Raw genomic sequence first — 19,245 nt, 5'->3', positions numbered from 1 at the left:
TGACCATCTCTTGCTAAACCAGGTCGACTTGTTTCAAGTTGCCCCTTTGCTTCTTGCAAATAACTTTGCAAGCTAATCACTTCCATGATCGATTGTGTTCATCCGATGGAAGTGACGCACTGGCCGGCCCTCTCGGGTCACTTCGCGTGGAATCTCTCCGGCGCCGCTGTCGGGTTGCCGCCCGAGGGAAGCTTCTGGCCGGGGCAGCCGGCCAGCACCTTCTTCATGGCCGCCTTCTCGGCACCGGTCACCCACAGCCCGTACTTCTTCTTCACGGCCACCTGCGCGGCGACATACGTACAGCGATACGCCTTGTTGGGCGGGAGCCAGGTCGCCGTGTCGCCGTCACCCTTGCTGCGGTTGGCGCTCGCGCCGACGGCCCGGAGATTGAGCGGGTCGTTGGCCAGGGCTATCCGCTTGCTCGCGTCCCAGTACTTGGCGCCCTTCTGCCAGGCGTCCGAGAGCGCGACGAGATGGTCGATGTCGACCAGACTGCGCCCACGGGTGAAGGTGACGTCCTTGCCACCGTACGGATCCGGTTCGAGGACTCCGCGGGACACCCTGCAGGTGCCGTCGCTGAACTTCACCTCTTTCAGGTCCCGTTCGAGGATGTCGTCGCGGGTGTCGCAGTGATTCGAGTCGGTGTCGGCCCAGGCCGTACCGAACCGCTCCCTGCTGTACCCGGTCTTGGGCGCTCGCCCCTTGACGGCCAGCGAGTCCACGGCGGCGAGTGCGGCGCCACCGCCTCCGGCCGCCGTCTCCTCGGGCCCCGCGGAATCCATGGGGTCCTTCTTGCAGCCACTGACTCCGGCACCGATGACGATCAGCACCGCCGCGGCAGCAGCCGCCCCACCCCTCAGACGCACCACGACGCCCTCCCCTTCGCCTCCCCGGGTCCGCCCTGCTCGGACGTGTTTCCCGTCTGCCCAAGGTAACGGCCCTCATTCCTGGGCCATACCAGGCATTAATGGGCAAGAGGTGTATGCCGGGCGTATCGTCGATCGTGAGTCACCTCCGGAAGGAGCTCTGGATGGGCATCTTCGACAGGTTCAAGAGCAGCCGGGCGGCACAGGACAAAGCAGCGGACATGTCCGACGCCGCGGAAAAGCAGGTCAACAAGAAGACCAGCGACAAGTACACGGACAAGGTCGACGACGCGCAGCAGAAGGCTGAAGGCGCGATGGGGATGGACCGCGACCGGCCGGGACAGCCCTAGCCGGAGCGATTCGACACTCCGACCCACCGTCGACCCCCGCGCACCGCACCCCACCGAGGTGCCGGGCCCGCCCATGGGCCCGACCGGTCACTGAAGTCGATCAGTGGTGCGTCTCCGGTGCATCCAGCACCTCCCCTTCCAGCCCCATCACGGCTTCTTGGCCGGATGGGGCCGGGGTCGTTGAGGTGCGGTCCCACCGTCGGACCGCGACCGTCAGACCCTGCCGACCGACCGTCAGACCTTCCCGATTCCCAGCGTCGTCTCCGACGGCAGCAGCCCCGAGCCCAGCACCGCGACCCAGAACTCGCCGAGCAGATCGGCGAGGCGGCCGACCGCGTCCGGGCCGAGCGACTGCCATGGGGCGGCAGCGAGCCGGTCGGTGTGGTGCTCGACCTGGCGGCGCAGCTGGCGGCCGGCGTCCGTGGCGATGCCGTCCTCGTCGACCAGGCCGCGCGCGATCAGCCGGTCCCTGGCGGCGGCCCACTCCTCGGGGCTCCAGCCGCGGCTCTCGAAACGCTCCACGGAGGCCGCGCCTATCGCCGCGAAGGAGACCAAGGACTCGACCGGGTCCAGGCCGGCGACGAGCAGGGCCGCGAGATGGCCGTCGCCGCGGTGCTCGCGCAGGATCGTCGCCGCGTGCCACAGCTGCAGATGCGGAGCCTCGGGCCAGCTCACATCGGCGTTCGCGGCGGCGAGTTGACGCCCCGCGGTGTTCACGGCCTCGGCTGCGCGGCGGGCCAGTGCGGCAGCCTCGGCGAGCTCGGGACTGGTGACGCGGTCGCCCAATATCGCGCGGTAAGCCCGGTCGACGGCCCGCTCCCGCGCCGCGAGCACCTGCTCCGGACTCGCGGTCTCCCAGGCCGACTTGATGTGGTCGTCGACCATGCGCGGGCTGAAGCTGTAGAAGGCGGAGGCCACCCGCCCGCTGCCGACGGCCCCCAACGGCGCCGCGCGGAAGGGGAAGTAGCTCGGCCAGCGCTCCTCGATCCCGTACCCGAGCGCCGCCGCCTCCTCGAAGGCCTCCGGCGCGTAGTACAGCACGGCGTGCAGGGGCTCCAGCAGGTGCCAGAGCTGGCGCACCCGGCCGAGCTCGACGCCGGCACCCTCCTTCGGCCCCCCACCCTGCGGCACCTCTTTCTGCGACACCCCGTCCTCCGCGACCCCTGCCCCGCCGGCCCCACTCGCCCCGCCCACATTCCCGGACATGACTCCACCCCTCGTCACGTAACGACACGCTCCACAACTTGACACTGCCAAGATTGCCCGAGCCGACCCAACTTGTCAACGACTAGATTCCATCGAACCGGTCCGGGCGCTCACCCTGGCCGTCCGTCCCGGCCGTCCGGCCCGGCGCCCGAACTTGGCAATGCCTAGATTCGGCGTACGCTTCTGTCATGAATCCCGCGAAGACCAGCGGCTCCGCACGCCCGTACCACCACGGGGACCTGCGCCGAGCCATCCTCGGCGCCGCGCTCGACGTCATCGCCGTCGAGGGGCCCGCCGCGCTGAGCCTGCGGGACCTGGCCCGCCGCGCGGGTGTCTCGCACGCCGCCCCGGCACACCACTTCAAGGACCGCACCGGCCTGCTCACGGCCATCGCGGCGGAGGGCTACGGCCTCCTGGCGACCGCACTCGACGCGGCAGAGGACCTGCGCGACGCGGGCGTTCGTTACGTACGTTTCGCGCGGGACCATCCCGCCCACTTCCAGGTCATGTTCTCCCCGGAGCTGCTCCGCGAGAACGACCTGGAGCTCACCACGGCGAGGACACTCGCGGGCGGGCGCCTGCGCGCCGCCGTCTCCGCGCTCCCCTCGGAGGGCCGCGGCCCCGACACCCGCCTCGCCGGCATCGCGGCCTGGTCCCTCGCCCACGGCTTCGCCACACTCCTGATCAGCCACAACCTGGACGGCCAGGTGGGCGACGAGGACCCCGACGAGGTCTTCCACGCCCTGACGGGAATGCTGTTCCGCCCCCAGCAGCCCTGAGCCGGTCTCCTGAGCAGGTCGAGCCGGTCCTGAGCCGGTCTCCTGAGCCGGTCCTGAGCCGCACACGGCGAACAGGCCGCCGGAGATGCCGGCGGCCTGTTTCCCAGAGCGGTACCGCTACGACCCCAGGATCGAGGCCAGGAACTCCCCGGTCCAGCCGAGCAGTTCCCGCCCGACCAGCGGCTTTCCGCCCACCTTCGCGGTCTTCGGGCGGGGGACGAGGATCTGGTGGGCGGTCGGCTTGATGACGGTTCCCGGGCACAGGCGCTTCAGGCGCAGCTCCTGGGACTCCCTCAACTCCACCGGTGCGAAGCGGATGTTGTTGCCCTGGAGGACGATCTCGCCGACCCCGCAGGCGCGCGCGAGCATGCGCAGGCCCGCCACGAGGAGCAGGTTCTCGACGGGCTCCGGAAGCTTGCCGTAGCGGTCGACGAGTTCCTCGCGTACGGCCTTGACGTCCTCCTCCGTGTTCGCGGAGGCGATGGAACGGTACGCGGCCAGGCGCAGCCGCTCACCCGGCGCGTAGTCGTGCGGGACGTGCGCGTCGACCGGCAGCTCGATCTTGACCTCCAGCGGCGGCTCCTCCTCCACGCCGCCTTCCAGGGAGGCGCGGTAGTCCGCGACCGCCTCGCCCACCATGCGTACGTAAAGGTCGAAGCCGACGCCGGCGATGTGGCCCGACTGTTCGCCGCCGAGCAGATTGCCCGCGCCGCGGATCTCCAGGTCCTTCATCGCCACGTACATGCCCGCGCCCATCTCGGTGTGCTGCGCGATGGTCGCGAGACGCTCGTGGGCCGTCTCCGTGAGGGGCTTCTCCGGCGGATACAGGAAGTAGGCGTAGCCGCGCTCCCGGCCACGGCCGACCCGGCCGCGCAGCTGGTGCAGCTGCGAGAGACCGAAGTTGTCGCCGCGCTCCACGATCAGGGTGTTCGCGTTCGAGATGTCGATGCCCGACTCGACGATCGTCGTGGAGACCAGCACGTCGAACTTCTTCTCCCAGAAGTCGACGACCACCTGCTCCAGGGCCTGCTCCCCCATCTGGCCGTGGGCCGTGGCGATCCGCGCCTCCGGGACGATCTCCCGGAGCCGGGCGGCCGCGCGGTCGATGGACTCGACCCGGTTGTGGATGTAGAAGACCTGGCCCTCGCGCAGCAGCTCACGGCGGATCGCCGCGCCGATCTGCTTCTCCTCGTACGGGCCGACGAAGGTCAGCACCGGGTGCCGCTCCTCCGGCGGGGTGGTGATCGTCGACATCTCGCGGATGCCGGTGACCGCCATCTCCAGGGTGCGGGGGATCGGGGTCGCGGACATCGTCAGGACGTCGACGTTGGCGCGCAGCTTCTTCAGCTGCTCCTTGTGCTCGACGCCGAAGCGCTGCTCCTCGTCGACGATGACCAGGCCCAGGTCCTTGAACTTCGTCTCGGAGGAGAACAGGCGGTGGGTGCCGATGACGAGGTCCACCGCGCCCTCGCGCAGCCCCTCCAGGACGGCCTTGGCCTCGGTGTCCGTCTGGAAGCGGGACAGCGCGCGGACGTTGACCGGGAACTGCGAGTAGCGCTCGGAGAACGTGCCGAAGTGCTGCTGGACGAGCAGGGTCGTGGGCACCAGGACCGCGACCTGCTTGCCGTCCTGCACCGCCTTGAACGCGGCGCGGACCGCGATCTCGGTCTTGCCGTAGCCGACGTCGCCGCAGATCAGACGGTCCATCGGGACCGTCTTCTCCATGTCCTCCTTGACCTCGGCGATCGTCGTCAGCTGGTCGGGCGTCTCCGCGTACGGGAACGCGTCCTCCAGCTCGCGCTGCCAGGGCGTGTCGGCGCCGAAGGCGTGTCCCGGGGCCGCCATCCGCGCCGAGTACAGCTTGATCAGGTCGGCGGCGATCTCCTTGACCGCCTTCTTGGCGCGCGCCTTGGTCTTGGTCCAGTCGGCGCCGCCCAGGCGGTGCAGGGTCGGGGCCTCGCCGCCGACGTACTTGGTGATCTGCTCCAGCTGGTCGGTGGGGATGTAGAGGCGGTCGCCGGGCTGGCCGCGCTTGGCGGGGGCGTACTCGACGACCAGGTATTCGCGGGTCGCGCTCTGGACGGTGCGCTGCACCATCTCGATGTAGCGGCCGACACCGTGCTGTTCGTGCACGATGTAGTCGCCGGTCTCCAGGGTCAGCGGGTCGATCGTCTTGCGGCGGCGGGCCGGCATCCGGGCGCCGTCCTTGCCCGCGGCCTTCTGGCCGGAGAGGTCGGTCTCCGTCAGGACGGCGAGTCGGAGCGCGGGGTCGACGAAGCCGTAGTCGATGGAGCCGCACGCCACGTGCACGACGGAGGGGCCGATCTCGGTGAGGTCGGTGTCCAGGCGGGCGGCGATGCCTTCGCCGCCCAGCACCTCGACGGTGCGGGCCGCCGGGCCGTGCGCCTCCGTGACGTAGACCGTGTGCCAGCCGTCGGCCAGCCAGCCCTTGGTGTCGGCGAGCGCGCGGGCGGTGTCGCCGCGGTAGGTCTCGGGGGCGTGCATGCCCAGCTTGAGGGTGTCTCCCACGCCTCCGGCGTAGCTGTCCGTGAGGTCCCCGTCGGCGGCGAACGGCGACACCGACCACCACATCATGTCCAGCTCGCGCGCCCGGTCCCGTACGTCCGCGATGGCCCACAGGGAGGCCGCGCCGACGTCGATGGGCGCCTCGCCGCCCCCGGCCGTGGCCGCCCAGGACGCCTGCAGGAACTCCTGTGAGGTCGCCACCAGGTCCGAGGCCCGCGTCCGTACTCGCTCCGGATCGCATACGACGGCCATCGCGCCCTCGGGCAGGACGTCGAGCAGCAGTTCCATGTCGTCGACGAGGACCGGGGCGAGCGATTCCATGCCCTCCACGGCGATGCCCTCGGCGATCTTGCCGAGGAGTTCGCCCAGCTCCGGGTGGGCCTCGGCGAGGGCGGCGGCCCGTGCCCGCACGTCGTCGGTGAGCAGCAGTTCCCGGCAGGGCGGGGCCCACAGGCCGTGCTCGGCGACTTCGAGGGAACGCTGGTCGGCGATCTTGAAGTAGCGGATCTCCTCGATGTCGTCGCCCCAGAACTCCACCCGGAGCGGGTGCTCCTCGGTGGGCGGGAAGACGTCCAGGATGCCGCCGCGGACGGCGAACTCGCCGCGCTTCTCGACGAGTTCGACGCGGGAGTACGCGGCTGCCGCGAGCGCCGCGACGGTCTCGCCGAGGTCGGCCGTACTGCCGGTGCGCAGGACGACGGGCTCCAGATCGCCGAGTCCCTTGACCTGCGGCTGGAGGACCGAGCGGATGGGGGCCACGACGACGGACACCGGGCCGGTCTCGGGGTCGTCGGGGCGTGGGTGGGAAAGGCGCCGCAGCACGGCGAGGCGCCGGCCGACGGTGTCCGACCGGGGGGAGAGCCGCTCGTGCGGCAGCGTCTCCCACGACGGGTACTCGGCCACACCGTCCGGCGGCAGCAGGGAGCGCAGGGCCGCGGCCAGGTCCTCGGCCTCGCGGCCCGTCGCGGTCACCGCCAGCACCGTACGGCCGCTCTCGCGTGCGAGCGCGGCGATGGCGAACGGGCGCGCCGCCGGTGGGCCGACCAGGTCGACGTGCATCCGGTTGCCGTCGGCGGCGGCCCGCACCGCTTCCGTGAGGGCGGCGTCCTTGACGACGGCGTCGAGCAGACCGTGCAGGCTCATGAAGGGCTTCCATCCCGGGGAGTGGGCAACGCGAGACGCCCGACACGTGGGACGGGCCGGGGGCATCCAGCCTACGACTCCGCGACCACTCGCGCGTGGCCGTCCACCGAGGGCCCCCGCCCCCGCTCCGTGACCCGTCGCACACCCGGCGGCACACCCCGTCGCCGGTCTGTGCCCGGCCCGCCGCCCGCCATCGTCCGGAACCACGCGCTCCGGGGACGGTCACGGACGCCGCTCCGGACCGGCCCCCGGAGACACCGTGGGCCCGGTCCGAGGAGAGTGGCTCTCCTCGGACCGGGCCCGTCCCCCGCAACCCCCGTACGCGGTGGCTCGGTTCGACCGTCCGCCGACGGCTAGTCGGTGGCGATCGCGTTCAGTACGTTCATCCGGCCCGCTCGGAACGCCGGGATCAGGGCGGCGAACAGGCCCACGAAGGCCGAGCCGATGAAGACCCCGATGATGGTCGGCCAGGGGATGTCCAGAACCTTCAGGCCCTCCAGGGCGAGGAGTTTCTGGGCGGTGGCGCCCCAGCTCATGCCGAGCCCCAGGCCGAGCAGGGCACCGAAGAGGGCGATGACGACCGACTCCAGGCGGATCATGCGGCGCAGCTGGCGGCGGGAGAGCCCGATGGCGCGCATCAGGCCGATCTCGCGGGTGCGCTCGACGACCGACAGCGCCAGGGTGTTCACCACACCGAGGATCGCCACCACGATCGCCAGACCCAGCAGGCCGTAGACCATGTTCAGGAGCTGGCCCACCTGGTCCTTCAGTTCCTGCTTGTAGTCCGTCTGGTCGCGGACCTGGTACTGCGGGTACGGCTCCATGGACTTCTTCAGGGCCGCGTACGCCTGCTTCTCCTGGCCCGGCTCGGCCTTGGCGAACATGATCTCGTTCGGCGGGATCTTGCTCGCGGGCAGGTACTTCTTCATCGTCTCGATGCTGGTGTACCGGGCGCCCTGGTCGATGGCGACGTCGTCGTCCGTGATGGCCGCGACCTTGAGCTTCGCCGTCGCGCCGTCCTTGAAGGCGACGCTCAGGGTGTCGCCGACCCGCACGCCGTGCTTCTTGGCGTAGTCCGAGCCGACCGACATGGCGTTCTTGCCGTAGGCCGCCGACAGCTCACCGGCGGTGGTCTTGCGCCGCAGGTCCTGGGCGTAGGACGGGTCGGCCGCGGTGATCCCGGACGTGTCGACCTTGCCGTCCGGCGAGGTCAGCTCGGCCGCGATGTCCTTGTAGCGGGTGACGTGGTCCAGGCCCGGGGACGTCTCCATGGCCTTCTCGGCCTGCGGGACGATCCGCTGCTGGCCCTGGACGATGAAGTCCGCGCCGACCGACTTGTCGAGCTCGTCGGTCGCCGAGGCCACCATGGAGGAGCCGACCACCGACAGGCAGGCGACCAGGGCCAGGCCGATCATCAGGGCCGCGCCGGTGGCGCCGGTGCGGCGCGGGTTGCGCAGCGCGTTGCGCTCGGCGAGCCGGCCCACGGGGCCGAACATCCGCAGCAGTACGGCGCTGATCGCCCGGACGACGCCGCCCGCGAGGAGCGGGCCGACGATCACGAAGCCGATCAGGGTGAGGACGATGCCCGCGCCGAGGACCAGTGAGCCCTCGCTCGCCTTGTCGGCGGTGGCCGCCGTGTAGAGCGCGAACGCTCCGGCGCCGGTCAGGGCCAGGCCGATCAGCCCGCGGACGAGACCCGCCCTGCCGTCGGCCGGGGTGCCGGCGTCGCGGAGCGCGGCCATCGGGGAGACCTTGCCGGCCCGCCGGGCCGGCAGGTAGGCGGCGAGGACGGTGACGACGACGCCGAGGATCATGCCGATGACCGGGGTGGCCGCCTTCACCGTGAGGTCACGGGTCGACAGGTCCATGCCCATCGACGACATGAGCTTCATCAGGCCGACCGCGAGGCCGACGCCCGCGGCGACGCCGAGGACCGAACCGACGATGCCGAGCAGCAGCGCCTCGGCCAGCACCGAGCGGTTGACCTGCTTGCGGGAGGAGCCGATGGCGCGCATCAGGCCGATCTCGCGGGTGCGCTGGGCGACCAGCATCGAGAAGGTGTTGATGATCAGGAAGATGCCGACCAGGAACGCGATCCCGGCGAAGCCGAGCATGGCGTACTTGATGACGTTCATGAACTGGCCGACGCCCTGACGGTTCTCGTCGGAGTTCTCCTTCTGCGTCTGGATCTTGTACGACCCGTGGAGCGCGGTGGAGACGTTCTGCTTGAGGCGCGTGTCGGAGACGCCCGGCGCGGCGCTGACGTTGATCTGGGTGAACCGGCCGGTGGAACCGAGCAGTTCGCGCTGGGCGGTGGCGGTGTCGAACCAGACGACGGCGGCACCGGGGTTGGTCACCTTGAAGGTGGCGATCCCGACGATCCTGGCCTTGAAGTCACCGGTCACCGCGATGGTGCGCAGTTCATCGCCCATCTTCAGGTGGTGTTTGTCGGCGGTGTCGACGTCGACCATCACCTCGGTGGGTCCGCGGGGGGCGCGGCCGGAGCTGATCTCCGTGGAACGGAGGTCGTTGCGCGTCCAGTTGCCGGCGATGGTCGGGGCGCCGGTGGTCGAGCCCATGTTCTTGTTGTGGCTGTCGACGACGGTCACGTTCATCGAACTGACCGCGCCCTCGGCGGACTTGACGCCGTCCGCCTGCTTCGCCTGCGCCAGCACGGAGGTCGGCACCGACTCGGGCTTGCCGTTCTGCGGGGTGTCGTCGCTCTTGGCCGCCTTCGGCAGCACCGTCACGTCGGAGGAGGTGGCCGCGAAGAGCTTGTCGAACGTCGTGTTCATCGTGTCGGTGAACACGAGCGTGCCGCAGACGAAGGCCACCGACAGCAGGACCGCCACGGCGGACAGCGCCATGCGTCCCTTGTGCGCGAAGAAGTTGCGCATCGAGGACTTGAGGACGGTCATGACGTCCGCCCGCGGGAGTCGAAGTCCTTCATACGGTCCAGGACCTGGTCGGCCGTCGGCTGATGCATCTCGTCGACGATCCGGCCGTCCGCGAGGTACAGCACACGGTCCGCGTACGAGGCCGCCACCGGGTCGTGCGTGACCATGACGATGGTCTGGCCCAGGTCGTCCACCGAGCGCCGCAGGAAGCCCAGCACCTCGGCGCCGGCCCGGGAGTCGAGGTTTCCGGTCGGCTCGTCGCCGAAGATGATCTCGGGGCGGGCCGCCAGTGCCCGTGCCACCGCGACGCGCTGCTGCTGGCCGCCGGAAAGCTGGTTCGGGCGGTGCCCCAGCCGGTCCGCGAGCCCGACGGTCTCCACGACCTGGTCCAGCCAGCGCTTGTCGGGCTTGCGACCCGCGATGTCCATCGGGAGCGTGATGTTCTCCAGGGCGTTCAGCGTCGGCAGGAGGTTGAACGCCTGGAAGATGAAGCCGATCCGGTCCCGGCGCAGCTGCGTCAGCTTCTTGTCCTTGAGCCCGGTGATCTCGGTCTCGTCGAGGAAGATCTGGCCGGAGGTGACGGTGTCGAGCCCGGCGAGGCAGTGCATCAGCGTGGACTTGCCTGATCCCGAGGGACCCATGATGGCGGTGAACCGGCCCCGCGCGATGTCCACGTCGACCTGGTCGAGGGCGACGACGCGGGTCTCGCCGGACCCGTACGCCTTGACGACCTGCCGCGCCCGCGCCGCGACGGCCGTACGCCCTCCAGTGCCCTCGTGCCTGGGAATGCTTACAGCCGATGTCACGGTATGTCTCCTAAGTCGGCCAGCAGCGGGACCTGCTGGGCTGCGAAAGTCTGCGAGCGATGGCTAGAGGCCGCGAAGGTCCGCGTCCCTTCGGACGCGGTGCGCTGGGCCACGTCCGTAAGTCTGGTGCCGGGAGGGGGTCGGGCGCGCTGGTGCACGGCCCCGTCTTCTGCTGGGGAAAACCCCACCCCCGTGGGTGCGGTCCGTACGACCGGACGCGCCCCCGACGGCGTAAAGCCAGGTTAAGGACGCCCCCCGTCCCGTCTCGTCCTCCGGTGGGACGAACCCTCCCCGAGCCGTAGTACGGAGATCCCCCTAGGGGTCCTCCACCCTTCGGTGGACACCTCCCCGGGGTCACGTCCGCCTCCGGACCCACACAGCGTCCACCCTCCCCCAGGGGGAGGCTCAAGTGGGAAGCTGGTCCCGGCAGATAGATGCAGGGGGAAGGAATCCCGTGGGCGAGGGGGACACCGAGATACCGGTGGTGCGGGAGAACCCGCCCCGCACCACCCGGACCGAGACCCGGCGGCGCCGCGCCGTCGTCGCCGCGCTCATGCTGGCGATGGCTCTCGCCGCGCTCGACTCCACCATCGTGTCGACCGCCGTTCCGCAGATCGTCGGCGACCTCGGCGGATTCTCCGTCTTCTCCTGGCTGTTCTCGGGCTACCTGCTGGCCGTCACGGTCACGCTCCCCGTCTACGGCAAGCTCTCCGACACCTTCGGCCGCAAACCGGTCCTCGTGGCGGGCGCCGCCGTCTTCCTCCTGGGCTCCCTGCTCTGCGCCACGGCCTGGAACATGGCCGCGCTCATCGCCTTCCGCGTCGTCCAGGGTCTGGGCGGCGGCGCCCTCCAGGGCACCGTGCAGACACTGGCCGCCGATCTGTACCCGCTGGACGAACGCCCGAAGATCCAGGCCAAGCTGTCCACCGTGTGGGCGACCTCGGCGATCGCGGGTCCCGCCCTGGGCGGAGTCCTCGCGGCGTACGCCGACTGGCGGTGGATCTTCCTCGTCAACCTGCCGGTCGGCGCGGTCGCGCTGTGGCTGATCGCCCGTCATCTGCGCGAACCCCAGCGGGCCCCGCTCACCCGGCGGCCGCGGATCGACTGGGCGGGCGCCCTCGCCGTGTTCGCCTGCGGCGGCGTCCTGCTGACCGCCCTGGTGCAGGGCGGGGTCGCCTGGGGCTGGCTCTCGGCACCCTCGATCGCCCTGTTCGGCACGGGCCTCTGCCTGGTCGCGGTCGTCGTGGCCGTCGAGCGGCGGGCCGCCGAACCGATCATCCCGGGCTGGGTGTGGCGCCGCCGGACGATCGCCGCGGTCAACCTGGCGCTCGGGGCGCTGGGCCTGCTCATGGTCGCGCCGACGGTCTTCCTGCCCACCTACGCGCAGGCGGTCCTCGGGCTCGCCCCGGTCGCCGCCGGATTCGTGCTCTCCGTATGGACGTTGAGCTGGCCGGTGTCCGCGGCGCTCAGCCAGCACGTCTACCGCCGCATCGGTTTCCGCAACACCGCGATGCTCGGCATCGGAACGGCGAGCCTGCTCCTGCTCGCCTTCCCCTTCCTGCCCTATCCGGGCGAGCCGTGGCAGCCCGCCCTGCTGATGCTGCTGCTGGGCGGCGCGCTCGGGCTCTTCCAGCTCCCCCTGATCATCGGGGTCCAGTCGACCGTCGGGTGGGCCGAACGCGGCACGACCACCGCCTCCGTACTCTTCTGCCGGCAGACCGGACAGACCATGGGCGCCGCCCTGTTCGGCGCCGTCGCCAACGGGGTACTGGCCGCGCGGCTCGGCGGCGCCGGGGATCTCGACGCGGTGACCCGCGCCCTGGACTCGGGCGCGCCGGCCGGGCAACTGCGCCACGCGGTCGCCGACGCGGTCCACGCCGTCTATCTGGGGGCCGCGTGCGCCGCGGCCCTCGCCTTCCTGGTCCTGCTGTTCGTCGCACCGCGCCGCTTCCCGGTCCTCGAGAACCCCACGGACTGACCGCGCCACAAGGCCCCCTGAGCAAGGACAGGACCCGCCCCATCAGTCACACCAGAGCGCCCACTTCCCACACCTGAACCACAAGGAAGCTCCAGGCCTACTCCAGGGAAACTCCACAGGTGAACGCGGGTAACGCCCCAGGTCGCCGGAGTAAGCGCGTACCGACCGCCCAGTTTGGTGAAAGGGTCGCGCGCTCCTCCTACTTACGAGTAGCGTGCGCTGTTCACCCCCCAGCTCCCTGCGGTCCCGCACCGGACCCGAGCCACGCAAGGAGAACCGGGATGCCAGACCCGTTCTCGTCCCCCGAGTACCCAGGACCACGTCAGCAGCGTTCGCACCACCGGCAGTACCCGCCGCCCCAGCCCCCGCGGAACCCCCCGTATCCGCCGTACGCCCAGCAGCCCCAGTACCCCCAACAACAACCCCGGCACCCCGGATATCCGCCGTCCGACCCCGGCCGCGACCCCTCCCGGCTGACCTACCCCTGGCAGCCACAGCCCCGGCCTGCCGAGCCCGCGCCACCGCGGATGCCGCGTCACCAACCGCTCGGCCGGCACAGCGACATCAGACTCCTGCGCGGCGCCTACCGCTGGCAGCGGCGCGTCGCGACCCTCACCGCGCTCGGCTACTTCACCCTCTTCCTCCTCCTGTCGGCCTTCGCGCCGGCGCTGATGACGAGCACGGTGTCCGGCGGACTGTCGACCGGCCTGCTGCTCGGCCTGCTCCAAGTCCCCGTCACCTGCCTGGCCATCGGGCTGTACGAGCACACCGCGCGCCGAAGCGTCGACCCGATCGCGGACCGGATCCGCAAGCAGGCAGAACTGGAAGCGAAGCGGGGGACGGCACGATGACGGGGTTCAGCAGTTCCGCGCAGTCCATGTCACTCGTGGCGTTCACGGCCGTCGCCACGATCACCCTGCTGCTGTGCGTGATGACCGGCCCGGACCGTGACGACCTGGACGAGTTCTACACCGGCTACGGATCGCTCTCACCGATGCGCAACGGCCTTGCCATCGCCGGGGACTACATCTCCGCGGCGACCGTGCTCGGCACCGGCGGCGTGATCGCGCTGGCCGGCTACGACGGCGTCGTCCTCGCGCTGAGCACGGCCCTGTCCCTGATGCTGCTGATGTTCCTGCTGGCCGAACCGCTGCGCAACGCGGGCCGGTTCACCATGGGCGACGCGCTCGCGCGCCGGACGCCGGGCCGCGCGGTCCGCAACACGGCCTGCGCGGTGACCATCGTGGCGCTCATGCCGCTGATGCTGGTCCAACTGGCGGGCGCGGGCGATCTGCTGGCGTTCATCCTCGGCTTCTCCAACGACTCCCTCAAGACCGGCTGCGTCATCGGGCTCGGCGCGCTGATGATCAGTTACGCGGCGATCGGCGGTATGAAGGGCACCGCCCTCATCCAGATCATGAAGATCGTGATGCTGCTCGGCTCGGGCGCGGTCGTCGCCGTACTCGTCCTGCAGCGCTTCGACTGGAACCCCGGCGCGCTCCTGGCCGCCGCCGCCGGGAACAGCGGCGTGGGCACCGCCTACCTCCACTCGGGCCTCCAGTTCGCCGGTGGCTCCAGCCCCCGCCTGGACATGATCACCTCGGAGCTGACGGTCGTCCTCGGCGGCGCCTGCCTCCCCCACATCACCATGCGCATGTACACGGCGGGCAGCGCCCGCCAGGTGCGCCGGTCGCTGTCCTGGGCGGTGCCGTGCGTGGCCCTGTTCGTGCTGATCATCAGCGTCATCGGCTTCGGGGCCACGGCCATGATCGGCCGCGATGTGATCGCGGCCGCCGATCCGCAGGGGAACACGGCCTATCTGCTGGGCTCCAGGGCGGCGTTCGGCGCATCCGTCTCCACGGCCGAGACCCTCCTGTTCACCACCGTGACGACAGCGATCTTCCTGACGCTGCTCGCGTCCGTCGCCGGGATGATCCTGGCCTGCGCCAACTCCCTCGCCCACGACGTGTTCGCGCACAGCCGGCTCTTCCGGGGCCGCCGCCGCGGCGACGAACTGTCACCGCGCCGCGAGATGCTCCTCGCCCGCCTCTCGGCGCTCGCGGTGGGCGCGCCGGCCATCCTGCTCGCCACCCTCGCCCAGCACCGCAGCCTCCAGCCCCTGGTCACCCTGTCCTTCTGCATCGGCGCCTCGGCGATCGCGCCCGCGCTGGTCTACGGCCTCTTCTGGCGCCGCTACACCCGCACCGGCCTCCTCGCCACCCTCATCGGCGGCACCCTCACCGTCCTCCTCCTCATGCCCGGCACCAACCTCGTCTCCGGCTCCCCCGTCGCCGCGTTCCCGGAAGCCGACTTCAACTGGTTCCCGTTCACCACGACGGGCATCGTGTCGATCCCGCTGGGCTTCGCCTACGGGTGGATCGGAACGGTGGTCTCGGGCCGCCGCAAGGCGGAGGAACAGCGGAGGCAGTACGAGGCGGTGGAGGGCTGGATTCTGGCGGGGGCGGTACGCAGGGGACGCTGACGGGCGGAGACCGCTCACTACTCCGCCGGGGCCCGCCCCGTGAGGGAGGTGAGGCTGCTCCGTACATGGTCCATGTGGGCCCGTACGCCGTCCCACCGCTCCCCGTGCTCACGCAGCACCCGCTCGGTCTCCCGGGCGATCCGCTCCTCCCTGACACGGGCCTCGGCGAGCAGTTCGGCGGCCCGCGCCGCCGCGTCCTCCTGCCCCTGCCGGTCCGACTCCTCCGCCTCGGCGAGGGCTCGGGCGGCCTCGGCGAGCGAGTCCTCGGCGCGGGCCACGCGTTCGACGTGCCGCGACTCGAACGCGGCCTCGCGCTCGGCGGCGGCCAGTTCGGCCTCCGCCCGCCGCGTGGTGTGCTCCTCGTCCTGCCCGGTGAGCAGGGCCTCCGCCCGCCGGCGCACCTCGCGCAGTCCGGCCAGCACCTCACCCCGGTTCTCCTTGACCTCCCGCCGCGCGGAGATCCGTACCTCGTCGGCCTCGCCACGCGCGGTGAGCAGCCGCTGACGGGCCCACTCCTCGGCCTCGCCGCGCACCTCGTCGGCGTACGTCCGCGCGGCCTCCCGCATCTCGCGCCCCGCGGCCTCGGCCTCCTCCACGGCCGACCGGGCTTCCCGCCGGGCCTCCTCCCGCAGGGCCTCGGCCTCCTCCTCGCCGAGCAGGAAGATCCGCCGCGCCCGCTCGCCGAGCTCCTCGTACTTCTGCGGGGCGAGCCGCGTCACGGCCTCCCGCAGCCGCTCCGCCTCGGCCTCCATGTCCTTCGCCAGCACGGTGAGCCGGGCGGCCCGCTCCCACGCCGCGTCACGGTCCCGGGAGAGCGCCGCGGCGTACGCGTCGACCTGTTCGGGACGGTACCCACGTCCCCGTACGCCCACGAAGCCGTGCGGCGACACCGGTGTGCTGCTCATCCTTGGATCCCTCTCCGCCCGACACACACGAAAAGACGATTTCGCGCACATCTTGATGGATCACACGGAAGTGTTCATAACGCGACACTCCGCCCACCCATTCGGCCAGAGATGAGTGAGCGGAGTGTCATTTGAGGTCAGAAGCCCGGAACGCGGGCTCGGCGCGACGCCCGAAGAGGAACGGTCCGACCCTTCGTACGGTCCCCCTCGCCGCCCCTTCCACCGGTGTACGTGCCGGACGCGCCGCCCGCACGAAGGAGGCGCCCGACCCGTCACGCGGGTCGAGCGCCTCGTCCGTCCTGCCGTTGTCCTACCGCGCCACGGCTACAACAGGCCGTCCCACATCTCCTCCAGCAGGACCGACCACCAGCTCTCAGGGGAACCGAGTGCCGCCGGGTCGAGCGAGGCGAGCTGTGCCTGGAAGTCGACGGTCCAGCGGCCCGCCTGCTCCTGGTTGAGGCCGAACCGCAGCCGCCACATCCGGCCGAGCAGCGCGAGACAGCGCGCGAACTCGGGCAGACCGGTGTTCACGAACTGCGGCGGCACCGGCGCACCCCCGGGACCGGCCTCCACCGGCACGGCGACGATGTTCGCCGTGCCGTACTGGACACAGATCGCCTTGCCGAAGTCGCTGCCCATGACGAGGTACGAGCCCGCGTCCGGGGCCGCCACCACCCCACGCTCCTGCGCCAGTTCGGCGAGCGTCGGCACCGGACGGCCCGGCTGGGCCTGCGCCCAGAAGAACGGCCCCATGTCGACCGGCAGCCCGGCCACGACCAGGGTGTGCGCCACGATGTTGGGCACGCCCTGCCGCGACACGGCCGCCTGGTCGAACCGGAACACCCCCGGCCCGAACGCCGCCGCCATCTCCTGCCCGATCGCCTCCGGCGGGATCGGCGGCGCGGGCTGCACCGGCGGAATCGGCGCCCGTACCGGCGCCGGACGCGCCGGCCCGTCCGCGACCTGGTGCAACTCGCCCTGGTGCGCGAGGAGCTGATGCATCCCCTGCTGCCGGCTCGCGTGATCCGTGCCGTACGGCGCGATGCTCGTGATCCGCGCCTGCGGGAAGGTCTCCCTGATCATCCGCGCGCAGTACGCGCCCGGCAGCTCACAGGACTCCAACTCCGTGTGCAGCTCCAGCACTTGCTGCGGCGGCACGTTCATCGCGCGCAGCTCGTGCAGGATCTGCCACTCCGGATGCGGCATCCCCGGCGCGGACCGCCGGATCAGCTGCTGCTCCGACCCGTCCTGCGCCCGGAACCGCAGCACGGCCTGATACCCGGGCCCGACGGTCGGCTGCCCCGTCTGCGGATAGCCGTACGCCGGCGGCTGCTGCCCCGGCATCGGCTGACCGGGCATCGGCTGCTGTCCGGGCAGCGGCTGAGGGGCGCCCGGCGGCATACCGGCGGCCTGCGGAGGCGGCGGCGCACCCGGGCCCCCGACGGGAGCCCCCGCGAACATGGTCGCGGCATGGTGCACCCCACCGGGGGGCGTGCCCCCGGGAGGCTGGGGCGCTCCGGGTGCCGCACCGGGGGCACCCGGCGGCTGCGGGGCGCCGGGGCCACCCGCCGAGGGTCCCGCCAGCATCGTCGCGGCGTGGTGCGCTCCACCCGGAGGCGTACCGCCCGGCGGGTTCGGCGCACCGGGAGCGGCCTGCTGCCAGGGCGCGCCCGGGGCTCCGGGGGCAGCCGGCGGCTGCGGGGCGCCGGGCCCGCCCAGCGACGGCCCCGCCAGCATCGTCGCCGCGTGGTGCACTCCACCGCCCGCAGGCGTGGCGCCGGGAGGCTGGGGAGCGTCAGGGGTGCCGGGCGCCGCGGGCGGCCCCTCGGGCCCGTCCGGCCCGAGCTGCGCGACCAGTTGCGTCGGCACGTACCCGCCCGCGGGCGCACCCGGAGCACCCGGCCCGGACGGCGGCGGTGTGCTGCCCGGCCGCGCACCGGGCAGCCCGGGGGCGCTCGGCGGGGGCGGAGCGCTGACCCCGCCACCGCGTGCCCCGCGGGGCGGCGCCTGCGCCTTGCTGGTCGCGGCGTCGGCGATGTCACCGGCGTTGGGAGGCAGCGGTCGCGAGGGCTCGACGGGTGGCGTGCCGGGGGCGCCCGGAGCGTGCGGGGCGCCGGGTGGCGGCGTGCCGGGTCCCTGGGGGAAGCCGTACGCGGGCGCTGCCGGAGGAGGCGTACCCTGCGGACCACCGGGAACGGGCGCACCGGGCGGCGGCGTGCCCGGACCCTGCGGATAGCCGTACGCGGAGGCAGCGGGCGGCGGGCCCTGCGGGTACCCGTACGAAGACGCGCCGGGCGGCGGAGTGCCCTGGTGGGCGCCGGGTCCCTGCGGATACGGCGGGCCGCCGGGCAGACCGTGGCCCTGCGAAGCACCGGACGGCGCGGGGGCGTTCGGGTCGCCGGCCACGGGTGCCAGCGTCGTACGCGGGAGTTGACTGCCTCCGGAGATGAGGGACGTCTTGGCGTCCGGTGCCGCGGGCGGCGGGGTGTAGGAGTCGTCGACATCGGTCAGCTGCGGCGCGAACACGGTCGCCGGCAGCGGTACGGAACGGTCGTCCCCGGGATCGGCGTTCGTGTCCGTCCCGGCCCACGGGGTCGCGTCGGCGGGCATGTCCGGACCCGCGTCCCGCGGTCCGGGGACCGGGTCGTCGTCGGTCGCGGCAGCCGGCCACGGCGTCGCCCCACCGGGAGCCGACGGCACACCTGGCGCGGACGCGGCCGGGAAGGGCGAGGCCGGTGCCGCGGACGGGGAAGCGGCGTGCGCCCCCGGAGCCGACGGCACTCCGTGCGCCTGCGGACCTCCCGGCGCACCCGGCAGCGAACTCCCGCTCCCGGAACCCCCGTTCACGGAACCGCCCGCCGAGGAGGCGGCGGCCGGACGGGACCCCTGCCCGTCGGAGGCGGACGATCCCGAACCCGTGCGCCGGTCCGGAATCCCCATCCTGTCCGCGGCCTCCTGCAGCCACTCCGGAGGGCTCAGCAGGAACGACGTCTGATTCAGGTCGACCCGGGCCGGAGGCGCCGGCGCCGGTTCCGGGGGCCCGTCCGGTACCCCGTACTCCTCCTCGTACCGGCGAATGACCTCACCCACCGGCAGCGCGGGCCACAGCGTGGCCTCCCCGCTGTCCCGCGCGATGACGAGCCGCTGCCCGCCCCCGTCGGAACGCGGTCCCTCGGCGCGGTCCTCCGCCCACACGACGAACCCGAGTTCGAACTCGCGCACCCGCACCTCACGGTGCTGGTACCCGGGCACATCCCCGTTGATCCACTCTTCCGCGCGCTCCTGCGCCTGCGCAAAGGTCACCATC

Annotated in this window: 12 protein-coding genes; 5 read left to right on the top strand and 7 right to left on the bottom strand. The window is 71.9% G+C overall.

Annotated features, from left to right (window positions below; translation table 11 throughout):
- Positions 1–137: 137 nt before the first annotated feature.
- Positions 138–869: an HNH endonuclease family protein gene (locus ABZX90_RS15115; protein WP_351132850.1), complete on the bottom strand. Its 732-nt coding sequence runs from the start codon at positions 867–869 to the stop codon at positions 138–140.
- A 161-nt stretch (positions 870–1,030) separates the two neighbouring features.
- On the opposite strand from ABZX90_RS15115, the gene ABZX90_RS15110 reads away from it, so the two are divergent.
- Complete coding sequence (locus ABZX90_RS15110; RefSeq protein ID WP_355204997.1) at positions 1,031–1,216, top strand: Rv0909 family putative TA system antitoxin; 186 nt, start codon at positions 1,031–1,033, stop codon at positions 1,214–1,216.
- 234 nt (positions 1,217–1,450) lie between these two features.
- On the opposite strand, the gene ABZX90_RS15105 is transcribed toward ABZX90_RS15110, so the two are convergent.
- A complete protein-coding gene (locus tag ABZX90_RS15105; RefSeq protein WP_355204994.1) occupies positions 1,451–2,362 on the bottom strand; it encodes a hypothetical protein in 912 nt (303 codons plus the stop codon).
- Between the two features lie 248 nt (positions 2,363–2,610).
- Between ABZX90_RS15105 and ABZX90_RS15100 the strand changes: the two genes are divergently transcribed.
- On the top strand, positions 2,611–3,201 hold the full coding sequence (locus tag ABZX90_RS15100; RefSeq protein ID WP_351132856.1) for a TetR/AcrR family transcriptional regulator: 591 nt from the start codon (positions 2,611–2,613) through the stop codon (positions 3,199–3,201).
- A gap of 117 nt (positions 3,202–3,318) precedes the next feature.
- Here ABZX90_RS15100 and mfd read toward each other — a convergent pair whose 3' ends face one another.
- From mfd to ABZX90_RS15085, 3 genes are all read right to left on the bottom strand, one after another.
- Positions 3,319–6,870 (bottom strand): transcription-repair coupling factor, encoded by a 3,552-nt coding sequence (gene mfd / locus ABZX90_RS15095; RefSeq protein ID WP_355204991.1) that lies wholly within the window; start codon positions 6,868–6,870, stop codon positions 3,319–3,321.
- Positions 6,871–7,223: 353 nt separating this feature from the next.
- The gene (locus ABZX90_RS15090) at positions 7,224–9,788 is read right to left on the bottom strand and encodes an FtsX-like permease family protein (RefSeq protein WP_355204988.1); all 2,565 of its coding nucleotides are present in this window, start codon (positions 9,786–9,788) and stop codon (positions 7,224–7,226) included.
- On the bottom strand, positions 9,785–10,573 hold the full coding sequence (locus ABZX90_RS15085; RefSeq protein ID WP_355204985.1) for an ABC transporter ATP-binding protein: 789 nt from the start codon (positions 10,571–10,573) through the stop codon (positions 9,785–9,787). The genes ABZX90_RS15090 and ABZX90_RS15085 overlap by 4 nt, the downstream gene beginning before the upstream one ends.
- Positions 10,574–11,054: 481 nt before the next feature.
- Between ABZX90_RS15085 and ABZX90_RS15080 the strand changes: the two genes are divergently transcribed.
- The 3 genes from ABZX90_RS15080 to ABZX90_RS15070 all read left to right on the top strand — a co-directional run bounded on the left by ABZX90_RS15080 (position 11,055) and on the right by ABZX90_RS15070 (position 15,033).
- Positions 11,055–12,551, top strand: a complete 1,497-nt coding sequence (locus ABZX90_RS15080) for an MFS transporter (protein ID WP_355205087.1) — start codon at positions 11,055–11,057, stop codon at positions 12,549–12,551.
- A 281-nt stretch (positions 12,552–12,832) separates the two neighbouring features.
- Positions 12,833–13,402 (top strand): DUF485 domain-containing protein, encoded by a 570-nt coding sequence (locus ABZX90_RS15075; RefSeq protein ID WP_355204982.1) that lies wholly within the window; start codon positions 12,833–12,835, stop codon positions 13,400–13,402.
- The gene (locus ABZX90_RS15070) at positions 13,399–15,033 is read left to right on the top strand and encodes a cation acetate symporter (protein ID WP_351132864.1); all 1,635 of its coding nucleotides are present in this window, start codon (positions 13,399–13,401) and stop codon (positions 15,031–15,033) included. Before ABZX90_RS15075 ends, ABZX90_RS15070 begins: the two co-directional genes overlap by 4 nt.
- A gap of 17 nt (positions 15,034–15,050) precedes the next feature.
- Here the strand turns inward: ABZX90_RS15070 and ABZX90_RS15065 are convergent, their stop codons facing one another.
- Both ABZX90_RS15065 and ABZX90_RS15060 read right to left on the bottom strand, forming a co-directional pair.
- Positions 15,051–15,938: a DivIVA domain-containing protein gene (locus tag ABZX90_RS15065; RefSeq protein ID WP_355204978.1), complete on the bottom strand. Its 888-nt coding sequence runs from the start codon at positions 15,936–15,938 to the stop codon at positions 15,051–15,053.
- Positions 15,939–16,262: 324 nt separating this feature from the next.
- The gene (locus ABZX90_RS15060; RefSeq protein ID WP_355204975.1) at positions 16,263–19,244 is read right to left on the bottom strand and encodes an SUKH-4 family immunity protein; all 2,982 of its coding nucleotides are present in this window, start codon (positions 19,242–19,244) and stop codon (positions 16,263–16,265) included.
- Position 19,245: the final 1 nt, after the last annotated feature.

This window comes from Streptomyces sp. NPDC002935 (assembly GCF_040611295.1).
In the GTDB taxonomy this organism is placed as follows: domain Bacteria; phylum Actinomycetota; class Actinomycetes; order Streptomycetales; family Streptomycetaceae; genus Streptomyces.
This window is presented reverse-complemented; position numbering and strand designations above follow the sequence as displayed.